Annotated in this window: 26 protein-coding genes; 18 read left to right on the top strand and 8 right to left on the bottom strand. The window is 44.2% G+C overall.

Annotation, left to right across the window (positions count from 1 at the left end; all coding sequences use genetic code 11):
- Positions 1 to 23 precede the first annotated feature (23 nt).
- From DXE33_RS09145 to DXE33_RS09175, 7 genes are read left to right on the top strand one after another with little or no spacing between them, the layout of a single operon-like run.
- Positions 24 to 470: a YqgE/AlgH family protein gene (locus DXE33_RS09145; protein WP_197712053.1), complete on the top strand. Its 447-nt coding sequence runs from the start codon at positions 24 to 26 to the stop codon at positions 468 to 470.
- The gene (ruvX, locus tag DXE33_RS09150; protein WP_114639591.1) at positions 463 to 894 is read left to right on the top strand and encodes a Holliday junction resolvase RuvX; all 432 of its coding nucleotides are present in this window, start codon (positions 463 to 465) and stop codon (positions 892 to 894) included. Before DXE33_RS09145 ends, ruvX begins: the two co-directional genes overlap by 8 nt.
- A gap of 30 nt (positions 895 to 924) precedes the next feature.
- Positions 925 to 1,428 carry a bifunctional pyr operon transcriptional regulator/uracil phosphoribosyltransferase PyrR gene (gene pyrR, locus DXE33_RS09155; protein WP_114639592.1) on the top strand — a complete coding sequence of 168 codons (504 nt, stop codon included), beginning with the start codon at positions 925 to 927 and terminating at the stop codon, positions 1,426 to 1,428.
- Positions 1,425 to 2,393 carry an aspartate carbamoyltransferase catalytic subunit gene (locus DXE33_RS09160; RefSeq protein ID WP_114639593.1) on the top strand — a complete coding sequence of 323 codons (969 nt, stop codon included), beginning with the start codon at positions 1,425 to 1,427 and terminating at the stop codon, positions 2,391 to 2,393. The genes pyrR and DXE33_RS09160 overlap by 4 nt, the downstream gene beginning before the upstream one ends.
- A 21-nt stretch (positions 2,394 to 2,414) precedes the next feature.
- On the top strand, positions 2,415 to 3,770 hold the full coding sequence (locus tag DXE33_RS09165; protein ID WP_231970463.1) for a glycosyltransferase family protein: 1,356 nt from the start codon (positions 2,415 to 2,417) through the stop codon (positions 3,768 to 3,770).
- A gap of 10 nt (positions 3,771 to 3,780) precedes the next feature.
- Entirely contained in the window at positions 3,781 to 4,680 is a 900-nt protein-coding gene (locus DXE33_RS09170) for a DUF6492 family protein (protein WP_114639790.1), read from the top strand.
- Complete coding sequence (locus tag DXE33_RS09175; protein ID WP_114639594.1) at positions 4,680 to 5,600, top strand: glycosyltransferase family 2 protein; 921 nt, start codon at positions 4,680 to 4,682, stop codon at positions 5,598 to 5,600. The genes DXE33_RS09170 and DXE33_RS09175 overlap by 1 nt, the downstream gene beginning before the upstream one ends.
- An 11-nt stretch (positions 5,601 to 5,611) precedes the next feature.
- Here DXE33_RS09175 and DXE33_RS09180 read toward each other — a convergent pair whose 3' ends face one another.
- Genes DXE33_RS09180 through DXE33_RS09190 form a run of 3 tightly spaced genes read right to left on the bottom strand, consistent with a single transcriptional unit; the run spans position 5,612 to position 7,657 of the window.
- Positions 5,612 to 6,091: a hypothetical protein gene (locus DXE33_RS09180; protein ID WP_162785437.1), complete on the bottom strand. Its 480-nt coding sequence runs from the start codon at positions 6,089 to 6,091 to the stop codon at positions 5,612 to 5,614.
- A 59-nt stretch (positions 6,092 to 6,150) separates the two neighbouring features.
- On the bottom strand, positions 6,151 to 6,660 hold the full coding sequence (locus DXE33_RS09185) for a hypothetical protein (RefSeq protein WP_162785438.1): 510 nt from the start codon (positions 6,658 to 6,660) through the stop codon (positions 6,151 to 6,153).
- Positions 6,638 to 7,657 carry a glycosyltransferase family 10 domain-containing protein gene (locus tag DXE33_RS09190; protein ID WP_114639597.1) on the bottom strand — a complete coding sequence of 340 codons (1,020 nt, stop codon included), beginning with the start codon at positions 7,655 to 7,657 and terminating at the stop codon, positions 6,638 to 6,640. Before DXE33_RS09190 ends, DXE33_RS09185 begins: the two co-directional genes overlap by 23 nt.
- A gap of 5 nt (positions 7,658 to 7,662) precedes the next feature.
- Between DXE33_RS09190 and DXE33_RS09195 the strand changes: the two genes are divergently transcribed.
- The 7 genes from DXE33_RS09195 to waaC all read left to right on the top strand — a co-directional run bounded on the left by DXE33_RS09195 (position 7,663) and on the right by waaC (position 13,240).
- Positions 7,663 to 7,950 (top strand): hypothetical protein, encoded by a 288-nt coding sequence (locus tag DXE33_RS09195; RefSeq protein WP_114639598.1) that lies wholly within the window; start codon positions 7,663 to 7,665, stop codon positions 7,948 to 7,950.
- Positions 7,951 to 7,952: 2 nt separating this feature from the next.
- Positions 7,953 to 8,525 carry a hypothetical protein gene (locus DXE33_RS09200; RefSeq protein WP_114639599.1) on the top strand — a complete coding sequence of 191 codons (573 nt, stop codon included), beginning with the start codon at positions 7,953 to 7,955 and terminating at the stop codon, positions 8,523 to 8,525.
- Between the two features lie 118 nt (positions 8,526 to 8,643).
- Positions 8,644 to 9,705, top strand: coding sequence for a dTDP-glucose 4,6-dehydratase (rfbB, locus tag DXE33_RS09205; RefSeq protein WP_114639600.1), 1,062 nt, complete (start codon positions 8,644 to 8,646; stop codon positions 9,703 to 9,705).
- Positions 9,706 to 9,717: 12 nt separating this feature from the next.
- Entirely contained in the window at positions 9,718 to 10,662 is a 945-nt protein-coding gene (gene rfbD / locus DXE33_RS09210) for a dTDP-4-dehydrorhamnose reductase (protein ID WP_114639601.1), read from the top strand.
- Between the two features lie 36 nt (positions 10,663 to 10,698).
- The gene (gene rfbA / locus DXE33_RS09215) at positions 10,699 to 11,625 is read left to right on the top strand and encodes a glucose-1-phosphate thymidylyltransferase RfbA (RefSeq protein ID WP_114639602.1); all 927 of its coding nucleotides are present in this window, start codon (positions 10,699 to 10,701) and stop codon (positions 11,623 to 11,625) included.
- A gap of 26 nt (positions 11,626 to 11,651) precedes the next feature.
- On the top strand, positions 11,652 to 12,200 hold the full coding sequence (gene rfbC / locus DXE33_RS09220) for a dTDP-4-dehydrorhamnose 3,5-epimerase (protein WP_114639791.1): 549 nt from the start codon (positions 11,652 to 11,654) through the stop codon (positions 12,198 to 12,200).
- Positions 12,200 to 13,240, top strand: a complete 1,041-nt coding sequence (gene waaC / locus DXE33_RS09225; protein ID WP_114639603.1) for a lipopolysaccharide heptosyltransferase I — start codon at positions 12,200 to 12,202, stop codon at positions 13,238 to 13,240. The genes rfbC and waaC overlap by 1 nt, the downstream gene beginning before the upstream one ends.
- Here the strand turns inward: waaC and DXE33_RS09230 are convergent.
- Positions 13,237 to 14,859 carry a TolC family protein gene (locus tag DXE33_RS09230; RefSeq protein ID WP_114639792.1) on the bottom strand — a complete coding sequence of 541 codons (1,623 nt, stop codon included), beginning with the start codon at positions 14,857 to 14,859 and terminating at the stop codon, positions 13,237 to 13,239. The two genes, waaC and DXE33_RS09230, sit on opposite strands and share 4 nt — an antisense overlap.
- Positions 14,860 to 14,975: 116 nt before the next feature.
- Here DXE33_RS09230 and DXE33_RS09235 point away from each other — a divergent pair, with 116 nt between their 5' ends.
- From DXE33_RS09235 to trmB, 4 genes are all read left to right on the top strand, one after another.
- Positions 14,976 to 15,827 (top strand): undecaprenyl-diphosphate phosphatase, encoded by an 852-nt coding sequence (locus tag DXE33_RS09235; protein ID WP_114639604.1) that lies wholly within the window; start codon positions 14,976 to 14,978, stop codon positions 15,825 to 15,827.
- A 34-nt stretch (positions 15,828 to 15,861) separates the two neighbouring features.
- Positions 15,862 to 16,146, top strand: coding sequence for a DUF2721 domain-containing protein (locus DXE33_RS10290; RefSeq protein WP_231970464.1), 285 nt, complete (start codon positions 15,862 to 15,864; stop codon positions 16,144 to 16,146).
- 198 nt (positions 16,147 to 16,344) lie between these two features.
- The gene (locus DXE33_RS09245; RefSeq protein ID WP_114639793.1) at positions 16,345 to 17,280 is read left to right on the top strand and encodes a UDP-glucuronic acid decarboxylase family protein; all 936 of its coding nucleotides are present in this window, start codon (positions 16,345 to 16,347) and stop codon (positions 17,278 to 17,280) included.
- 1 nt (position 17,281) lies between these two features.
- Positions 17,282 to 18,106: a tRNA (guanosine(46)-N7)-methyltransferase TrmB gene (gene trmB / locus DXE33_RS09250; RefSeq protein WP_114639605.1), complete on the top strand. Its 825-nt coding sequence runs from the start codon at positions 17,282 to 17,284 to the stop codon at positions 18,104 to 18,106.
- Positions 18,107 to 18,128: 22 nt separating this feature from the next.
- On the opposite strand, the gene DXE33_RS09255 is transcribed toward trmB, so the two are convergent.
- The 4 genes from DXE33_RS09255 to ribBA form a co-directional block, all read right to left on the bottom strand.
- Complete coding sequence (locus tag DXE33_RS09255) at positions 18,129 to 19,601, bottom strand: NAD-dependent succinate-semialdehyde dehydrogenase (protein ID WP_114639606.1); 1,473 nt, start codon at positions 19,599 to 19,601, stop codon at positions 18,129 to 18,131.
- 128 nt (positions 19,602 to 19,729) lie between these two features.
- Positions 19,730 to 20,248 carry a transcription antitermination factor NusB gene (gene nusB / locus DXE33_RS09260; protein WP_114639607.1) on the bottom strand — a complete coding sequence of 173 codons (519 nt, stop codon included), beginning with the start codon at positions 20,246 to 20,248 and terminating at the stop codon, positions 19,730 to 19,732.
- A 5-nt stretch (positions 20,249 to 20,253) separates the two neighbouring features.
- Positions 20,254 to 20,766 (bottom strand): 6,7-dimethyl-8-ribityllumazine synthase, encoded by a 513-nt coding sequence (gene ribH, locus DXE33_RS09265; protein WP_114639608.1) that lies wholly within the window; start codon positions 20,764 to 20,766, stop codon positions 20,254 to 20,256.
- A 14-nt stretch (positions 20,767 to 20,780) separates the two neighbouring features.
- Positions 20,781 to 21,929: a bifunctional 3,4-dihydroxy-2-butanone-4-phosphate synthase/GTP cyclohydrolase II gene (gene ribBA, locus DXE33_RS09270; RefSeq protein ID WP_114639609.1), complete on the bottom strand. Its 1,149-nt coding sequence runs from the start codon at positions 21,927 to 21,929 to the stop codon at positions 20,781 to 20,783.
- Between the last annotated feature and the right edge of the window lie 37 nt (positions 21,930 to 21,966).

The following is a 21,966-nucleotide window of genomic DNA, read 5'->3' on the forward strand; positions in this document are numbered from 1 at the left end:
CTGATGCACACTCTGGGTCTTTGATTTCCTATTCGGCCGACCACCTCGCAAACCAATTTCTCATCGCCATGCCAGGCATGGTGGACGCAAATTTTTCTGGCTCGGTGATTTACCTCTTTGAGCACAATGAGCGTGGCTTTGTATTGCATGAATCTAATCCGCATCTTGCATATAGCTCCTCATTAATCATTCCGGGCGGCCTGACGATGACTACCTCTAAGGATGTGCTAGAGGCAGTGGCTGCTGGGAATGGCCCGAGAAAATTTTTGATGACTTTAGGTTATGCAGGTTGGGGTGCTGGTCAGCTGGAAGAGGAGATTACCCTGAACGGTTGGATGAATGTGCCCTTATCTCGAGAGCAAATGATGGAGATTATTTTTAATACTCCTCCAAGTCAGCGCTACGAAAAAACAATGGGTCATCTCGGGTTTGACTTATCACATCTTTCGGGTGAGGCGGGACATGCCTGATTCCAACGGTGCGCCCTTTACTAAGCCAGTCACAGTCATGGCCTTTGACTATGGAACCCGTAGAGTTGGCGTTGCGATTGGTAATTCTGTAGTACGTGCTGGACAGGCTTTAAAAACTATCTCTGCACCCAGTGGCGATACATTGTTTTTGGAGATTAAGAACTTGCTGGCGGAATGGCAGCCAGATCAGTTGGTGGTGGGTCGCCCAGTGCATCCTGATGGTGCTGAGCATGAAATGACAGCTAAAGCCACACGATTTGGCAATCAGCTACACGGTCGCTTTGCTTTGCCGGTATTTTGGGTCGATGAGCGTTATACCTCGGCCATTTTGGAGGCGGACGCTAAGATGCGGGACAATCTAGATGCTCAATCTGCTGCTCTGATTTTGGAGCAGTATTTTGCAGAAAATGAATTGCATCAATAGTTTTAAATTGAGAAGCGCTGGAATAGAAGAATGAACGCTGAATCGTTATATGAAAAGTTGCTGGCAGCATTGCGCAATAGAGCGCAATCAGGAGAATTTGAGCTTGCCGGCTTAGCTATGGGTGGCGCATGGATTGCAGAACGTCTGGCGAAAGATCTTGCCCTATCTCGCTATGGCGTAATTAATGTGGCTTTTCATCGGGATGATTATGCTGAAAAAGGAATGACAGCCTTGCGCACAGCTAGCACTATGACAACTCATCTCCCTTTTGATGTCAATGGTGCAAATATTGTTTTAATTGACGATGTGTTGTTTACTGGCAGAACAGTACGAGCGGCTCTCAATGAGTTATTTGATTTTGGTCGCCCTGCACAAGTCGAATTGATGGTACTAGCAGATCGTGGTAACCGTGAGCTACCGGTAGCAGCAAATTTTGTAGGTGAAGAGGTGCAAATTCCTGAGAACCAAATTTTAGTTTTAGAAAAAAACGTTGACGGGAAATTCACTTTTCAGCTGGAGGAGCGTGAACAATGATTTCTGGAGCTAATGTGGTGAACCAATTTAACTCTGCTGGAGAGCTCACCCACCTTCTAACATTAGAGGGTTTACCTAAAGAGCAAATCTTGCATATTTTGGATACCGCACAGCAGTTTGTGAGCGTGACAGATCCCTCCAGAGAGGTCAAGAAAGTTCCCTTGCTACGCGGTAAGAGTGTTTTTAATCTTTTCTTTGAAAACTCTACGCGTACCAGAACAACATTTGAGATAGCTGCCAAGCGATTGTCAGCTGATGTGATTAATTTAGATATCTCCACTTCGTCAACAGCCAAAGGCGAGAGTCTGCTCGATACGATTGATAATCTTGTGGCTATGCGAGCAGATATTTTTGTAGTGCGCCATAGTGTCTCAAAAGCGCCGATTGAAATTGCTAATCATGTGCCATCCCATGTGCATGTGGTCAATGCTGGCGATGGCAGTCATCAGCATCCGACGCAAGGTTTGCTCGATATGTACACCATGCGCCATTTTAAGCAGCAGTTCAAAGGCTTGAAGGTTGCGATTGTGGGTGACATTGTTCATAGTCGTGTTGCTAAATCCAATATTCATGCATTGACCACTTTAGGTTGTGAAGATATCCGCGCAATTGGTCCAGAAAGTCTCTTGCCAAGCGACTTGGATATGTTGGGCGTCAAGGTCTATCACAGCATGGAGGAGGGCTTGAAGGATGTCGACGTAGTGATGACTCTGCGTATTCAGAAAGAGCGCATGGAAGCCGGTCAAGTGCCGGAAGGTGATGCGTTTTTTAGACAATATGGCCTTACGCCATCACGCTTAGCCTTGGCAAAGTCTGATGCGATCGTGGTGCACCCTGGCCCAATGAATCGTGGTGTAGAAATTGACTCAGCTGTTGCTGATGGGCCGCAATCAGTGATTCTGAATCAGGTCACCTTTGGCATTGCAGTACGTATGGCAGTGATGTCAATTGTTGCTGGAAACTAATTAGTTCAACTGGAATCACTAGTGAGTATTGAGAGCATCAACATTCCCAAAGTAGCAGAAAAAAAGCGCTGGTTAATTCTGTCACATGCCTTCAATATGGATGGACGCGCTGCTAGTCTGACTATTACCGACAAAATTCCCTATCTCTTAGAGGCAGGGGTAGAGCCTATCGTTTTCAGTGCGATTACTGGATTGAAGGATGATCGTTTTCCGCACTATCAATTTATTGCTTGGGGTCCATCAGGATTTCGATTTGATTTTCGACATTGGGTGGCCAATCAATATGGAAGAGGTCTAATATACAAGTTACTCACCACAACGGTATCTATCCTGCTGGCGCCATTCATTGCTGTTGAGAAATTGGTATTGGGTTATTCAAGTCAGTGGTCTTGGACATTGCCTGCCTTTGTTTGCGGATACCTTCTTATTCGAAGCGGTAAGGTTGACGTTATTTACTCTATTGGTAGCGCATGGTCAGCACATTGGGCTGGGGTATTGTTAAAGCGAGCAACTGGCTTGCCATTGATTTCTGAGGTGCACGATCCAATGGTGATTCGCAAGAGTCCAGATGATCAAGGATTTGAAAAACCTAAAAACCGTGATGCGCGCTTTCGACACTACTTAGAAAGCCAGCTGTGTAAATACTCTGATTACGTTTGGTGGTTCACTCAGGGAGCTTTGCACTACGCTAAGGTTCGAAATCCCAATCTTAATACCCCCGGTAATGCAAAAGGATTTGTGGTGATGCCTGGAGCTAATCCCCCGGGTAATATGGGTGAAAAGATACGCCATCAATATGGTGAGTATTTGAATCTTTGTCACTTTGGATCCTTGGCAAATGATCGCTCTCTAGCGATTATTTTGAATGCGGCAAATAGTCTTTTTGTAAAATACCCAGAGGCTCGAAAACATTTACGAGTTCATGCTTATGGAGCGCCTTTGGATACCCTATCAGTTCAGGTAATTGAGGCTTACGGTTATCAGGATATCTTATTAGCGCATGGCCGCCTAGAAAAAGATCCGCTCACTGGAAAATCTGGCCGTGAGCAGGTTGCACAGAGGATGCAGGAAGCGGATGTCTTGATTTTGCTTCACGGAAATGATGAGTGGTGTGCGGAATATATTCCCTCCAAGTTCTATGACTACCTATGGTCAGGAAGACCAATTTGGGGAATTACACATCGCAACCCACAGCTAGACAAGATGTTGCTCAATCGCAACTCTTATCTGAGTGCAGATGGTGACGATCCCGGCATTGCAATGGCCTTGGAAAAAATCTGGGTAGATTGGCAGCAAAAGCAACTGATCCAGCCTATCTGGCAACCTATTGGAGTAGATCAGGCTGTTAGCACTATCCTTTTACATATTGCTGAATAAAAGGTCGGCCTTGAAAGAAATTATCCTGTATTGCAAATCCTACCGTAAAGATTTTTTACGGCTAAAGCGTTTATTGCAATCGATTACCACCCATAATAGTGATGAAATATCAGTATATGTTTCTACGCCCAGCGCCGACCATGCTCTATTGGTAGAGCTGGTAGGTAATCAGGGATATGAGTGGGTTTCTGACGAATCTATTTTGCTAGCTAATAGGAAGGCGCCAGAAGGAATTGAGCGGAATAAATCAGGTAGTTTGACTCAGCAAATTATTAAGTCAGAATTTTGGCGCTTAGGCTTATGTCAAAACTATGTTTGCTTAGATTCTGATTGTATTTTTATCAAAGATTTTTATCGATCTGATTTTTTAGCGGAAGATGGAAACCCATATACCGTCATCTATCAAAATAAAGAATACTTTCAGCTGGCTATTGACCGTGGATTTGCAAAAGCACCAAGTCAATTAGTTGCTGAAGGCGATCGGGTAAAAGAATTATTTGGACGTGTTGGGCCGAATTACTATTGCCCCTGCCCACCATTCATTTGGTCTGCAAAAGTATGGGAGTCCTTGGAGAATCAATTCCTCAATCCCAAAGGAATTACCTTTTGGGATCTTTGTACCCCTGAGCATCCAGAAACCCTTATATATTTAGAAGCTTTATTAAAATTCAAAGCTATTCCTCTGTATCCCATTGAGCAGCTCTTTCGTATTTATTACTACGACTGGCACTACTATTTACTCAGACGTATTGGTGAAACACCAAAAAAACTCCAGGAGCATTATTTGGGTTTAATTTATCAATCAAGCTGGGATCTTGGTTTGGATTACGGCGCTAGTCAAAAATCAATTTTTTCTAGGGCTTTGAAGAAATTGAAGAGACTTAGTCGATATTTGCAAAGTTTTATCTAATGACCGCGACTCCTTTAATTAGCGTGCTGATGCCGGCATACAACTCCGAGCTGTATATTGGACAGGCAATTGACAGCATTCTTGGGCAAACGTATCAAAATATTGAGTTGCTTATTTTTGATGATGGCTCAAAGGATGCGACGCGGGAGATTATTGCTGCTTATAGCGATCCTCGAATTGTGAAAATCTTTGCAGATCAAAACCACGGCGTTGTAAAAGCTCGCAATGAAATGATTGATAGGGCTAGCGGCCAATACATTGCTCTAATGGATGCTGATGACATAGCGGATTCGACCCGCTTCGAAAAGCAATTGCATGTCTTGCAAAGCGGTCAATTTGATTTGATTGGTTGTGCCCAGTGGGTGTTAGATGAATCGTCTGGCAAGATAAAACAATCTAAGGATAAATTTACGGACTCCGATTTAAGGGCTCTCCTAACCGTTTATTGTGGGCTTTGTAATTCAGCGATGATGGGCAAAGCAGAAATATTTAAGCAATTTAAATACGATACTTCTATATTGACTTCTGAAGATTACTATCTCTGGGTGCAGATGGCTGCAGCTGGATATCGTTTTATGAACCTCAAGGAGCGCTTAATTACTTATAGAAGATATCCTGCTCAGACAAGCTCAGTGCATCTAGATAAACTCAAGGTCACAACCCTTGAAGTGCAAAAAAAATACCTAGAGCAGCTTGGAATTGCAGTGGATTGGTATCCGAGACGATTGCCTTGGGCGCAACGCTTGAAAATTGGCTCAAATTTACTGCGGGAATTAAATCGTCGATTTCCGGGTGTTTCGATTAAGGCCAATTCTGAAATATATGCTCGTTTTCAATACCGAAAAAATGGTTTATGGACGCCGCTCAATCGTCTTGAACGCCTAGTAATGGCGCTATGGGCGAGCCACTTGGTCGCTTGACTGTAGGCACGTTAGTTTAAATAAGTCTGTAAGTGCTTTGCAATAGCTTCACTGTCGAGTTCACTCTCTGTACCCGCCACTTCGATTAATTGATTGGTGCCGCGGTAAGAGTGCCACATGTGAGGCATGATTTTGACTTGAGAACTTAGCATTCCGGCTAAATGGCTCATACCGCTTTTGGAGCCGATCAGCAGATCTGCATGAAGTAGGTGGTGAAAAGTACTCATGAAATTGCTATCAATATGCTCATGTACTTCGTAAGGGCTATCCTTAAAATATTCTTTCCATGAGAAGGCTTGTCCGTTTTCAGAATGGTATTGACCCTCTTTGCCTTCACTAAAAATGTGAATAGCTAACCTGCCCTTTAGATGTTTAGTGGCAATATTTAGGATTTCTAGATACCAAGCGTCAGGCAGCATTCGTGATGAGAGGTCTGAAAATTGGCGTCCAGGCAGTAGATCGCCTCTGCGAATGTGCACGGCAATATTCACTAGATCGGGATTAAAACTTAAAGGTATGGGGTAAGATTCTCGAGCTTTTGAGTATGCGTTTATAAGTTTATAAACCAATCCCTTGATGAAGCATATTCATAATCGCCATAACGATTGTTGCTAATCTTAAAAGCTGTATTGGATTCAGGATGACTTTGAATAAATTGGTCCACTGCCTGATAAATCTCATCATCTGATTGTTCATTCGATGGGATGTGAATTTCAAATTCGGGCAGTATGATGAGTTTTATTTCTTTACTTGCAATCTTGCGCTCAATCTCTTCCCGACTTGCTAGCCAGGATTTGGGATTAAGCATTTCATTCAGATCATTGCCAATATTGTGGGTTTCATTGGCGCGTCTACCCGTGAGTTTGCGTAGAGATTGTTTTAAATTCCATTTAAAGGAATTTTTATGGGATTTGGAGAGCTGAGTCTCAGAGTAAGCAAACTGAAGATCGTTTCTAGTTGCAATTTTGATTGCGCGATTAATGATTCCCATCGAGTGCCCGATCCCGGCATCTGGATTATCGTAATCGAGCAGATATCTATTGGACTTGATGGAGGTCATTCAAGACTTGATCAATGATTGTTGACACATAGCGAGTAGTATCAAACTCCATTGCTTTCGGACTTAGTAAAAATGTGCGAATATGATCTTGATACTGAGAGTAACGCTGCTCATTGATGTTTAATAAATAACGATGAACCTCTTCAGTATTTTTGAAGTCTCTTCTATTAATAAAACACTCTTTGGGTATGTGTTGATCAACTGTATTGGAGCCCCAGTACACTGGAACACATCCAGCAAAGAAGCAATCAAATATTTTCTCACTAATGTAATCCGGAAGATTGGCAACGTTCTCAAAACAGTAGGCAAATTTTGTTTTTCGATAAACCGTTTCTTTATCAACTACTTCACCAGCATAGCTTGGAAAGGGCTTATAGCCAAAGAGTTGGCTCGCAACTCGCTTGAGTCGTCTTTCTATTTTTTCGGAGGCAGTAAAAGCGGGCGCTGGTTTATTCCAGCCAAGGCCATAAAGCGAAAAATATTCTGGTGCATTTTTTTCATACCAGCGAATAACATTAATCCGTTCTTTATAAAGATCATTATCAAGGCCGGGAGGAAATGCTTTATTAGCATTAATAATGCTGGAGAAAATTGGTCTGTCTATAAATGAGGGAGTTGCTTTGCTTTGTATCTGATTCGGTATGAAGACGTGGCTCACATTCGGAAGCGCAGCAAGATCTGTATTCCAGCTAAATACCCTATTAAACGTTTTTAGGTAGTGTAAATCTCTATTTAGTGGGCAAATATAGGGGTTTTCAGTGGCGATAAGATACTTACGGCCAGAAACTGGCTCTAGCATCTGCCCATCATGGAAAATACTGAAAGCAATGTCTCTGCCTTTATTGACGTCTGGATTATTGAGCTCAATCCCGCGCTTTAGAAATTCCGCCCTCAATAATCTATTGGTAAAGGTTGGGTTATAGGTATGATGTCTATCAATTTCCTCAAAAGAGGCATTTTTTACCCTATCGGGTTGATAGTAATTGGCAAATAACATTATTTATGGCTTTAATCAAATCCCCTCGCACTGCGCGCAAGGCAATTGAAGATTCCAAGATACTCTTGGCAGGACCAGTGAGAAATGTGGCGCATACGATTCAAAATGAAGTTAAAACCCTAGAAGCAGGCCTTGGTAATTTTAAAGAAATTCACTGTTTTGTTGTCGAGAGCGATTCTAGTGATGATACCGTGAAAAAATTAGAGGAACTACGGGGTCAGATTAAAAACTTCTCATTTGTGACTGTGGGTAATTTAAGTCAAAAATACCCGCGTCGTACGGATCGCGCATAGCCTTGTGTCGTAATTTGATTGTTGATGAAGTGGCTAATAATCCTCAGTTTGCCGATATTGATTATGTTGCCATGGCTGATCTTGACGGTATGAATGCTTTAGTTACGCCCGCAAAAATAGCTCAATGTTGGGAGGTTGATGAGCCGTGGGATGTTATTACCGCTAATCAATTGGGTGAATACTACGATATTTGGGGGCTTAGTCATCCATACTGGAATCCAATCGATTGCTGGGAGCAAAAACGTCATTTGGAAAATATATTGGGTGATAAGGCGGCAGAAAATATTGCCGTAGTATGTAAGCAGTCGCCCATCGATCCTCGCGCTGATTTAATAGAGGTTGATTCTGCTTTTGGTGGTCTTGGCATCTATACGCGCGAAGCTTTTCTAGCCGGTCGTTATGCTGGAACCGATGATCAAGCTGGCGGCATTGACGTTGCTGATCACATCCCATTTCACCGGGATTTGAAAAATAAAGGCTATCGTATTTTTATTAATCCAGCCCTTATTAATTGTGACAAAACGCCTGGAGGTGGGGTAAGCAGCCTGTATTACCCAAGCCTAGGGGCGGTTTAAAATTAGTTCAGAAATTAGGTATCGTGTTGTTTGGTAAAAAACGCTTAAATAAGTACCTCCAGATGATGCAAACACCATAACTTGATGACCCATTTAATAATTTAATAAAGTTAATGTAATGATCTTAGTAACTGGCGGTGCCGGATTTATTGGAGTAAATTTTGTTTTAGATTGGCTTGCTTCTGCAGATGCTGAGGGGTTGGTGAATTTAGACAAATTAACCTATGCCGGTAATCCTGCTAATTTGCAATCATTGCAAAATGACCCTAGACATGTTTTTGTTCATGGCGATATTGGTGATAAAGCGCTAGTAGCAAAATTACTTGCCGAGCATCGTCCGCGCGCTATTGTGAACTTTGCTGCCGAGAGCCACGTTGATCGCTCTATTCACGGCCCCGCAGAATTTATTCAAACGAATATCGTTGGTACATTTAATTTGCTTGAGTGTGCTCGCGAGTATTGGAATGGTCTTGAGGAGGCTGCAAAACAGCAATTTCGCTTTCATCATGTGTCTACTGATGAGGTGTATGGTTCTTTGTCGTCTACTGACCCTGCATTTAGTGAAACCAATCCGTATGAGCCTAATAGTCCCTACTCAGCCTCTAAAGCGGCATCGGATCATTTAGTTCGCGCTTGGTTTCATACCTATGGTTTGCCGGTAGTGACAACCAATTGTTCTAACAACTACGGCCCCTATCACTTTCCTGAGAAGTTAATTCCGTTAGTGATTCTCAACGCCTTAAATGGTAAGCCCTTACCGGTATATGGTGATGGGCAGCAAATTCGGGATTGGCTCTACGTGGGCGATCACTGCTCGGCTATTCGTGAAGTCTTGGCAAATGGCAAGCTAGGCGAGACCTATAACATTGGTGGTTGGAATGAAAAGGCTAATCTTGAAGTGGTAAAGACTATTTGCAACATCTTGGATGAATTGAGACCGCGTACGGATGGCAAGCCTTATGCAGATCAAATTGCTTTTGTCAAAGATCGCCCTGGTCATGACCGTCGTTATGCAATTGATGCTAGCAAGATTGAAAAAGAGCTTGGCTGGCGACCTGCTGAAACCTTTGATACTGGGATTCGTAAAACTGTGCAGTGGTATCTCGATAATCCAGTCTGGGTTGATGGTGTAGTGACTGGTTCATATCGAGAGTGGCTTGATAAGCAATACCAGAGTTAAGCTATCTTAGTCATGAATATTCTGGTTTTTGGAAAAGATGGTCAGCTAGGAAAAGCATTTGCTGAGCAACTTCAGAGCACTCCATTTAGTCAAATCAATACAATCCGTTTCGTGGGTCGCGCCGATTGTGATTTAGCTAATCCCAATTACTTACACTTACAAACTTTTTTAGAGTCCTATCACCCTCAGGTCATCATTAATGCTGCTGCTTATACGGCAGTAGATAAAGCTGAGTCAGAAGCAGAATTAGCGTTTGCTATCAATGCAGTTGCGCCGGAGATCATGGCGAAATATGCGGCCGCGAACAATGCTACGCTACTGCATTTTTCAACGGATTATGTTTTTGATGGTTCAGGCCAACGGGCTTGTACAGAATCAGATCAAACCAATCCTCTTGGTGTCTATGGGAAATCTAAAGAAGCAGGTGAGAAGGCTGTTGTGAGTGCTTTTGCAAGTCATCCCCAACTCCAATACGCTATTTTAAGAACTAGTTGGGTTTACGGAGATGGCGGTAACTTTATTCGCACTATTTTGCGTTTGGCAAAGGAGCGTAGCGAGTTGAGGATAATTGATGATCAATTTGGAGTACCTACAAGTGCTCAGTGGTTGGCTGAACTGGGCGTCGGCTTAGTTCTCGGTAGTGCCGCGCAAAAATTGAATTCCGGTATTTATCATGCTGTTCCTCGCGGGGAAACAAATTGGTTTGGGTTGGCTTGTTTAGCTGTGAAGACTGCTGCTGAAGCTGGAATGCAGCTTAAGACATCTCCAGGCGCGATTAAGCCAATTCCAGCCTCTGATTACCCTTTACCAGCCCCTAGGCCGATGAATTCTCGTCTTGCGACTGGCAAGCTTGAGCAAGAATTGAAGCATTTGGGTCTTGTGTCAAAATTACCCCATTGGAATACGCCGTGGGACGAGCAAGTTAGGGTGTATGTCAAGCAGTTGCCGGTAGATTAAAAATCACAGAATTCAAAAGAGAGTATTTGGGTACACATGGTAAAAAATCGCAAAGGTATTATTTTGGCTGGCGGGTCTGGTACTCGTTTATATCCAGTGACTCAAGCAGTCTCTAAACAATTAATGCCAGTCTATGACAAGCCAATGGTGTATTACCCATTAACGACTTTGATGTTGGCGGGTATCCGCGATATCCTGTTGATATCTACCCCACATGACACACCGCGCTTTACCGAGCTTCTTGGCGATGGTTCACAGTGGGGGCTGAATATTGAGTATTGCGTGCAACCCTCTCCAGATGGTTTGGCCCAAGCTTTTACCCTTGGCAAAAACTTTATTAATAACCACCCTAGCGCTCTAGTATTGGGTGACAATATTTTTTATGGCCATGAGTTGGTTTCTAATTTGGAAAGCGCTGATGAGCGTGAGCATGGTGCTACTGTATTTGCTTATCACGTGACTGATCCAGAGCGCTACGGTGTAGTAGAGTTCGATAAAGGCTATAAGGCAATTTCGATTGAAGAGAAACCCGCCGAACCTAAAAGCAGCTATGCAGTGACAGGGCTTTATTTCTACGACAATCAGGTATGTGATATCGCTAACTCAATAAAGCCCAGCGCTCGTGGCGAGTTGGAGATTACTGACGTTAATCGCGTGTATTTAGAAAAAGAGCAACTTAGTGTTGAGATCATGGGCCGTGGCTTTGCATGGTTAGATACTGGTACGCACGACTCTTTACTAGATGCAGCTGGCTTTATTGCTACTTTACAAAAGCGTCAAGGCTTAATGGTTGCTTGTCCAGAAGAGATCGCTTATCGCCAGAGTTGGATTGATGCAGAAGCGGTGCAAAAAGTGGCTGCGCAGTTGAGTAAAAATAGCTATGGTCAATATTTGTCTAAGATTTTGAATGAGATGAATAGTGGCTCTCAGCCAGTGACCTTGTCATCAAAAAAGGTGATGTAGTGACCGTACCCAATCCCCACCCTAAGATTACGGTAACGCCAACCGTAATACCCGAAGTGCTGATTATTGAGCCAAAAGTTTTTGGTGATGAACGCGGCTGGTTTACTGAGTCATTTAACGCGCAAGAGTTTTCTGCTGCTACCGGTTTGAAAGTTGAGTTTGTTCAAGATAACCATTCTTTTTCGCGTCAATGGACTTTGCGGGGCTTGCACTATCAATTGGAAAAAACCCAAGGTAAATTAGTGCGCGTAGTTTCCGGAAGCGTCTTCGATGTTGCTGTTGATTTGCGTAAAAATTCTCCGACATTTGGCAAGTGGGCCGGTGTGGAGTTAAGTGCTCAAAATCATCAGCAGCTATGGGTGCCTGCTGGTTTTGCTCATGGCTTTTTGGTTCTCTCTGATACCGCTGAATTTTTATATAAAACGACAGATTACTATCACCCTCAGAGTGAGGTTTGCTTGGCTTGGGATGATCCAGTAGTAGGAATTCAGTGGCCTTTACAGTCAGGGCAGTCACCCAACCTCAATGCCAAAGATCTCGCAGGGCTTTCATGGGATAAGGCGCCAAAGTTTTAATGAGTTCATCCGCTTCATCTGCCAAAATATTGTTGGTGAAGCTTTCATCGTTGGGGGATGTGCTACATAACTTGCCGATTGTGTGGGACATTCGTGCGCGTTTTCCAAGCGCACAAATTGATTGGGTGGTTGAGGAATCCTATGTCCATTTACTAGAGCCTTTGCTAACTCGGGATGGATTTAAGGGGATAGACCGGATCATTCCTTTTGGATTGCGTCGTTGGAAAAAATCCCTTTTTAGCCTGAATACTTGGAGGCAATTCTTTGTCTTTAAGCGCGATCTACAGGCAGTGACTTATGACTTTGTCGTTGAGACCCAAGGGCTTTTAAAGTCTGCTTTAGTTTGTGCGCTAGCAAAAAAATCACCTGATGCTGTAGTGGCTGGATTGGCCAATGCGACTGAGTTTTCGGGATATGAGGCAGCGGCTAGAACCTTTTATAGCCAAAGTGTTCAAGTGCCTTTGCAGTGTCATGCAGTAGATCGCTCGCGATACGTGATGTGCTCTGCCCTAGATATTCCTTTGATTGGTCGAGATGAACAGGTATATTTTTATCCCCAAAGCTATGTTGATGGCGTTTCTCGACAACAGATATTGAAGATCGAAAAACCCTATGTTTTATTCTTCCACTCGACCGCGAGAGCGGCAAAGCGCTGGCCTAATACGAATTGGGTCATCTTAGGTAAAGAACTTTCTAGGCGTGGATATTTGGTCGTGTTGCCATGGGGTAATGCTGCCGAGAAAGTAATTAGTGATGAACTTGCCTCGCAAATTCCTGAAGCACTGGTCCCACCAGCTTTTTCAATTGAGGCAGCCTTTTCAGTGATTGCTAATGCTGCTTTGACTGTTGGAGTTGATACTGGCTTGACTCATTTAGCAGCGGTAATGAATAAGCCCACCGTAGAAATCTATTGCGATTCGCCTCGATGGAAAACTGAAGGTTATTGGTCAAACAATATTTGTAATGTCGGGGATCTGCAGGCTGCGCCAAAGGCAATCGAAGTCATTAATGCTGCTTTGGATTTATTGGATCAAGCTTAGCGTAGAAGTGCGTTGATGGCGATGAGATCTTCATCGGTTAAAGAGGCCGCATGTGCCTTGAGCTTAATTGCATTGAGAACAGTGTTATAGCGAGCTTGTTGCAATTGGGATCTAGTGGTGATCAGGGTGTCCAGTGCAATGAGCACGTCAATGTTTATCAAGGTGCCCACTTGGAATCCAAGCTTACTGGACTCAAGCGCGGAGCTAGATGAGCGCTCAGCTGCTTCATAGGCTTTGACGCTAGCCAAGCCACCATAGGATCCAGTAAAAGCAGCGCGTGTATTTTGAGCAGCAGTACGACGTGCATTGTCATAGTTTGCTTTTGCTTGATCAACAAGAGCAGCATTTTGTCGAATAACTGAACTGTTAAATCCACCAGAAACTAGGGGAATATTCATCTGTAGAGCAACAGTATTGTTATACACATTGGTATTGGCAGGCTGATAACTATTAGGTGTGCCGTTGGAAGTGTTGTATCCAGAAGTGCCAACAAAATTAATTGAAGGATAGTTCAGTGCTTGAGAGGCGCGGTAAGTACTCTCTGCCAGATTAACCGTGAGTTGACCCGCTAAAACATTAAAGTTGGCTGCCTCAGCTTGATTAATCCAGTCATCTAAGGTTTGCCCTGGGGGTAACTGAGGGTTCACGCTATCAGCAATGGGATTACCTTTGGTATCTTTAGTTTTAGAACGTGGATCTTTAAGGACACCATCAATTTTGGCATCTTTAATCAATGGCTTGAGCGGGCCGACGGGGTGTCCAACTAATTGTTCCAATACGCCACGTTTAACCACTAAATCGGCTTGTGCAGCAATTTCTTGAGAGTTTGTTAGATCTAAGGCAGCTTGGGCAGTATTTACATCCACAATAGTTGCCAAGCCGGCATCAAACTTCGCTTGCGCAGCGTCGAGTTGTTGCTTGATTAATCCTTTTTTATTACGGTATAGCTCAACGTTATCTTGACTAGTGAGTGCATCAAAATAGGCTTGAGATACGCGAATGATTAAGTCTTGTTGCGCTAGGTAAAAGCGCATATCAGCAATCTTGGTATTTAAGTCACCTTGCTTAAATGCCTCAAGGGAAGCTAAGTTAAAAACAGGTTGAGTCAAGGTCACGGTGTAGTTTTTCTGATCGAACACTCGAGAATTGCCTGGGCCTGCAGCAACTACTGTTTGCCCAACACCATGTTGGTAATAACGGGTCCCTCCGGGTGATGCGGATGCTTGCGGCAAGAGTAGTGATAAACCTTGCCAATACAACTCTTTACTAGCTTGATAATTAAAGCGAGCAGCATTGAGAACGGGATCGCTAAAAGCAGCCTCTTGGTAAAGCTGAATTAAATCTGTCAGTTGCCCTTTGGTGTTGTTTTCATTGGCGCCTCGAAGATTTGACGGCGCCGGACTATCTGGTAGTGCAGTTTTGCTTGGCAAAGAAGACATTTGCGGTGGCTGCTCAAGCCCAATCAGGGAAGAGGGGCTAACTGGCGTTGGTAGCGCCGGGCGAGTGCCGTTCGCACTTTGGGCTAGGGCAGACGAACTCCAGGATTGAAGACCAAGTGCCTGACTAAGGATCAAGCCAAGAATGCTTAGTCTAGAAAGGCAAAAACGGGCTGGGGTCATCAAATTCATTTACTTTTTGGATGCAGGAAGTTTAAGGCCAAATCACTTTTATTGGTTTTTTCAGCCCAATTTTGCCAAATAAGCTTGCACTCTTCATAAACCTATAAAATTCGGGGATGGATCTTATATTGTTGCTAAAAGCAGTCATTTTGGGTGTTGTCGAGGGCTTGACTGAGTTTTTGCCGATCTCCAGTACGGGGCATCTTATTTTGGTCGGAGATTTGCTCGATTTTAATGATGAGCGAGGTAAGGCTTTCGAGGTCATTATTCAGTTTGGTGCCATTTTGGCGGTTTGCTGGGAGTTTCGCCAAAAGCTCATCAAAGTTGCCTCATCTGTTTTGACTAGCCCAAATTCTCGTCGTTTTGTTGTCAATTTATTGATTGCCTCAGCCCCGGCAATGGGTTTAGGTTTTCTTTTTGGTAAGCATATAAAAGCGGTTTTATTTGCCCCGATACCGGTTGCTATGGCATTCATTGTGGGCGCTTTGATTATTTTTTGGGCCGAGCGTCGCCAGGAAAAAATCAATGCCGCGAAGAGCTACATTCAGTCTGTAGATGACCTCTCTTATTTAGATGCATTCAAAGTGGGTTTAGCCCAATGTGCTGCGCTGATTCCTGGGACTTCTCGTTCAGGCGCCACCATTATTGGGGGCATGCTCTTTGGTTTGCCGCGCACTGTAGCAACAGAGTTTTCTTTCTTTATGGCCATCCCTGTGATTGGCGGCGCAACAGCTTATGAGTTACTCAAGCTTTGGAAAAATCCAGTAACCATTTCTGCTGACTATAGTGTTGCGATTGCAGTGGGATTTATAGCGGCGTTTATCTCAGCGTTTGTTTGCGTGCGCTGGCTAATTCACTATGTTGCTCATCATAACTTTATTCCATTTGCCTGGTACCGTATCGCTTTTGGTTTACTAGTTTTGATTACCTCATTTAGTGTTAGTGGCTTAATTGCTTGGTCGCATTAATTTATTCAATCATTTAAAAATCCCGGAATTGAATATGGATGTATCTATTGACGCAATCACCAACAATATTCAGCTAGCACTGGCCCTGGTATTTTTGTTAACTGCAGTTGCAACATTAATTAATGCAATTTCTGGTCGTCTGGCTAGAACCGTCGATCGGATGCGAGCAATTCAGAAGGCCCTGCACTCTGGTGATATTGCAGATCAGTACATGATTGAGCATATGCAAAAAGAAGCAAATGAGGCAATGATTCGTGGACGCTTATGTACCGCTGCAATTTTCTTTGATGTTCTTAGTGTGGTGTATTTATCTCCTTAACTGTGCTGGAACTGTTTTTCTTCCAAGCAGGTGCAGTGCACTCACTTCAAACTACTTATGTCATTTGGACCTTTGTGCTTGGCCTGATATCCTTCATGACATCCTTATCCATCGTTTTAGCTGAAGTGGTTTATGCCTATAGATCAGCCGGTTGGAGCGCTCCAAGAAACTATTAATCTTTTATTGACTAATTATTTTATAAACAAAATCCTCATCACTGGTGGCGCTGGTTTTTTAGGATCACATCTTACTGAGCGACTCTTGAAAGAGGATAATGATGTATTAATGGTAGATAACTATTTCACGGGATCCAAGGCAAATCTTGAGCATTTATTGCCCAATCCACGCTTAGAGCTCATGCGTCACGATGTGACTTTCCCGCTCTACGTGGAAACAAACCAGATTTATAACTTGGCTTGCCCAGCTTCACCAGTGCATTATCAATATGACCCAGTGCAAACGACCAAGACCAGTGTGCATGGTGCAATCAATATGCTGGGTTTGGCAAAAAGAACGCGCGCCCGTATTTTGCAAGCCTCTACTAGCGAAGTGTATGGCGATCCTGAGGTCCACCCTCAGCCAGAAGATTATTGGGGTAAGGTAAATCCGATTGGTATTCGTTCTTGCTATGACGAAGGTAAGCGCTGTGCTGAGACCCTCTTTTTTGATTACTATCGCCAGCACAAATTAGACATTAAGGTAGTTCGTATCTTTAATACCTATGGCCCACGTATGCACCCTAATGATGGTCGTGTCGTGAGTAACTTTATTGTGCAAGCCCTGCAAGGTAAAGACATCACCATTTATGGTGATGGCCAGCAAACCAGAAGTTTTTGCTACGTAGATGACTTAATTGATGCTATGGTCAGAATGATGAACTCAGAACAAGGCTTTACAGGGCCGGTGAATATTGGCAACCCAGGCGAGTTCACGATGTTGCAGTTGGCTGAAACTGTATTAAAGCTATCTGGCGGTAAATCAAAGATTATTCACCAGCCTTTGCCATCAGACGATCCCAAACAGCGTCAGCCCAATATTGAATTAGCCAAGTTAAAGCTTGGTTGGCAACCGAAGGTCAATCTAGAAGATGGTCTCAAGGAAACGATTGCTTACTTTAGGAAAGTTGTAGCCTAAGTTGACTCAAGAAGCTGCTAAGAAAGACTCCAAAGATACAGGTCGACACTTTGAGCGTATTCGCTCATTTGTTCTGAGGGCTGGTAGAACTACTGCTGGCCAACAGCGTGCTATTGACGAGCTAGGCCAACGCTTTTTGCTGCCATATCAAAATCAAGTTCTCGACTTAATAGCTGCCTTTGAGGGGTCTACTAAACCCAAGATTTTAGAAATCGGTTTTGGTATGGGTGAGACGACTGCCAAAATTGCCGCTCTTCGCGGTGAAGATGATTTTTTAGCGATTGAGGTGCACCCTCCGGGGGTTGGTGCTTTACTCAAACTCATTGGTGAAAATCGCCTCACCAATTTACGTTTGATTCGCCATGATGCGGTTGAAGTACTCGAGAACATGATTGCTCCAGATGCTTTGAATGGTATTCATATTTATTTTGCTGACCCATGGCATAAAAAACGGCATCATAAGCGCCGCTTGATTCAATCGTCATTTGTAAAGCTTTTGGTCTCCCGATTAAGGCAAGGTGCTTATTTACATCTCGCTACAGACTGGCATAACTATGCCGAGCAAATGCTCTTAGTGCTCAATGCAGAACCAGCTCTAAAAAATACCTCTAGCGAGCTCATTAAATTAGAGACTTTTACGAGTGAAGATATTGCCAAGGACTCGACTGAAAAAGATTCAAATGAATTTAAACCTAGCGCTGCGCAATTAAGTAGCGAGCATGCTGGCTATGTGCAGCGACCAGCATATCGCCCTGTTACGAAGTTTGAGAACCGTGGTATCAAGCTGGGCCACGGTGTGTGGGACTTGGTTTACAAGAAAATCTAAGTATCTGCTGAAAGTAAAGCTGTTAGAGACCTACGCAGACGTACTTCATCTCTAAGTACTCATCCATACCGTAGACACTACCTTCCCGACCTAAGCCTGATTGTTTGACTCCCCCAAAAGGAGCTACTTCATTGGTAATCAGGCCAGTGTTTACGCCCACCATACCGTATTCAAGGGCTTCAGCTACTTTCCATACCCGACCAATATCTCGGCTATAAAAATACGATGCCAGACCGAAGGGATTATTGTTCGCTAATTTAACTACTTCCTCATCGGTCTCAAAGGGGATGACAGGGGCAACTGGTCCAAACGTTTCTTCTTGGGTGATGAGCATATCGCTATTGACGTTGGACAAAATGGTTGGCTCGTAAAAGTTTTTACCTGGAGTGGTTGGTTTGCCACCAGTTACCAGCTTGGCTCCCTTGCTGATCGCATCAGCGACATGTTTCTCTGCTTTGACTAATGCGGCAGTCTCGATCAAGGGGCCCTGAGTGACGCCTGGTTCCATGCCATTACCAACTTTAATTTTGGTAATTGCTTTTGCAAATTTCTCTACAAATTCATCATGTACTTTTTTGTGTATATAAAAACGGTTGGCGCAAACACAGGTTTGACCAGAGTTTCTAAACTTAGACGCAATTGCTCCACTCACTGCTGCATCAATATCAGCATCCTCAAACACAATGAACGGAGCATGACCACCTAATTCGAGAGCCACTTTTTTGACGGTAGGCGCACATTGTTCCATGAGAATGCGACCAACCTCAGTCGATCCAGTAAATGAGAGGTGGCGTACAGTAGGTGATGCGCAAAGTGTTTTGCCAATCACGATGGATTGCTGTGCGTCTGCTGTCAAAATATTAATAACACCATCTGGAATGCCAGCACGAATAGCTAACTCAGCAAGAGCCAAAGCGGATAGCGGGGTAAGTTCTGCTGGTTTAATTACAATCGTGCAGCCAGCTGCTAGAGCGGGGGCAATTTTGCGAGTAATCATGGCAATAGGAAAATTCCAGGGAGTAATCGCTACGCAAACGCCGATGGGTTGCTTGAGAACCATCATGCGCTTATCACCCCAAGTCGTCGTCGGAATAGAGCCAGCGACGCGTTTCGCTTCTTCAGCAAACCATTCTACAAATGAAGCACCATAAATTACTTCTCCGCCTGCTTCTGCCAATGGCTTGCCTTGCTCCAAAGTCATGAGCGTGGCGAGGTCTTGGGTATTCTCAGTGATAAGCTCAAACCATTTGCGCATGATATGAGCACGTTCTTTGGCAGTCTTGCTCCGCCATGCGGGAAGCGCTTTTTCTGCGGCAGCAATAGCTAGCTCAGCCTCTGCGCTTCCAAGATTACTAACTGACGCAATGAGCTCATCGGTAGCTGGGTTGGTCACATCAAAGCGACTCTGAGAATCAATCCATTTCCCATTAATAAAAGCCTGCTCTTTAAAAAGCTGGTGATCTTTTAGAAAGCTACGAATATCCATTTTTTGCATGATGAACCTGACCAATTATTAGGTGTATTGGAATACCAATAGTTGCAATGATTTTATCTCTTATCTCTTATAACGTAAAAAGCCCCTAAACCAAGGCGGCTAGGGGCTCTTGGATTGGGTTAGCGTTGTTAGCTTGCCCCAGTTTCGGTACTGCGGAGTTGTTGAGCCAAGAGGTCTAAAACGCCATTAACGTATTTATGGCCATCAGTGCCGCCAAAAGTTTTAGCTAATTCCACAGTTTCATTAATCGCTACTTTGTAAGGAACAGAGAGATCAGCTGCCAGTTCATAAGTGCCGATCAGAAGGGCGGCATGCTCGACAGGGGATAGCTCATTAATCGGACGATCTAGGGCCGGGGTAATGATTGCCTCTAGTTCATCAGTGCGGTCTAGGACGCCTTGAAAGATTCCTTGAAAGAGATCTAACTGACAGCGTTTAAACGCAGGATCTTCTGCAAGCTGTTTAGCAATGGCTGCGCTGTTGGGAAGGCTGCCGGCACGGCGCACCACGAGACTTTGATACACACCTTGCAGGGCGTATTCACGAGCACGACGACGCGGGGTCAGAGAGCGCTTTGGCGCTGCTGACTTGCTATCCGCATCTTTGGTAGAGGTAATAACAGGATTGTTCAAATTGACTTTTGACATAGGGCTTACTCTTGACCCGCGTTATATTCGATATCTAAATCTGGTGTGAGAGCTAAGGCAAGGTTTGCCATTTCAACAACTGCTTTGGCGCAATCCGCACCTTTAACTTCTACACGAGCATACGCTTGTTCGTCAGTGTCGCAGGTGAGTACGCCGTTGGCAATTGGCAAACCAGAGTCAATCGAGATACGCGAGATACCTGCAGCAGACTCATTCGAAACCAGTTCAAAGTGATATGTTTCACCGCGGATGACAGCGCCTAAAGCAACTAGACCATCGAACTCATCAGTTTGGGCTAATTTTTGGAGCGCGAAAGGAATCTCTAGAGCACCTGGAACAGTGACTAATTTAATATCAGACTGGGCAACGCCTAATGCGAGTAATTCATTGATGCAGGCATTAGTCAGGGCTACACAATGATCTTCATTAAAGCGCGCTTGCACGATGCCAATTCGTAAATCTTGGCCATTGAGGTCTGCCTCTAATACTCCTACGAAGTCATTGTTTGAGTTAGTCATTTTTCTAAATAATATTATTTGGTTTGAATGGTGGCTCGATCATAAGGAGTGTAGCCAGTGACTTCCAGTTTGTAGCCAGATAGGCTAGGCACAGGACTTGGTTTAGCTAGTAGGCGCATTTTCCCAACGCCGATATCTTTGAGGATTTGAGCGCCAATACCGTAGCTTCTGAAATCCGTTTTGCGAGCTAAGGGTTTGCTTGCCTCATCATGGGTTTGATTGAGCTTCTGAAACTGGGCCAACCAATCCGCATCATTAGGCGCAGCAATGCCTGCTGCATTCAGCAATACGGCTACGCCTGCTGGTGCAGCAGCAATCTGTTGTAAGGCTTGTGCCAGAGGCCACGAATGGGTGCTGAGGTCTGATTCCAAGAAATCTAAAACAGTGACTGGCTCATGCACACGCACTAATGTTTCCTTGGCGTCAGAGGGTTTGCCATGGACTAGCGCAATGTGTACACATGAGCTAGGGGTATCGCGGTAAATGATGCCTTCAAACTTACCCCAAGGAGTTGAAAATTGACACGTACCTTCACGAACCACCATGCTCTCATGTTGACTGCGGTATTGAATCAAATCAGCAATACTGCCAATTTTGAGTTGATGCTCTTTAGCAAACTCCACTAAGTCAGGCAAGCGAGCCATGCTGCCATCATCTTTCATGATTTCACAGATGACAGCGGTAGGTGAGCAGCCGGCCATTGCAGCCAAATCACAGCCGGCTTCAGTATGTCCAGAGCGAATTAATACGCCTCCTGGCTGAGCCATTAAAGGGAAGATGTGTCCTGGTTGAACTAGATCGCTAGGCTTAGCATTGGGCGCTACTGCAGTTTTAATGGTGAGGGCGCGATCTGCCGCAGAGATTCCAGTAGTTACTCCACTGGCTGCTTCAATCGAAACCGTGAAGTTAGTACCCATAGAAGTGCCGTTATCGCGAACCATTAAGGGCAAATTAAGCTGCTGACAGCGATCACGAGTGAGTGTGAGACAAATCAGACCACGACCATGCTTTGCCATGAAATTGACCGCTTCAGCGCTGACATGGTCGGCAGCTAGAACAAGATCACCCTCATTCTCGCGATCTTCTTCATCAACAAGGATGACCATCTTGCCAGCACGCATCTCGGCAATGATTTCTTCGGTGGAGGCTAGGGTATTTGGCATAGCCCTCTATTTTAAGCCGAGCAGGAGAATGTCGTTC

Source organism: Polynucleobacter necessarius (assembly GCF_900096765.1).
GTDB lineage: Bacteria > Pseudomonadota > Gammaproteobacteria > Burkholderiales > Burkholderiaceae > Polynucleobacter > Polynucleobacter necessarius_F.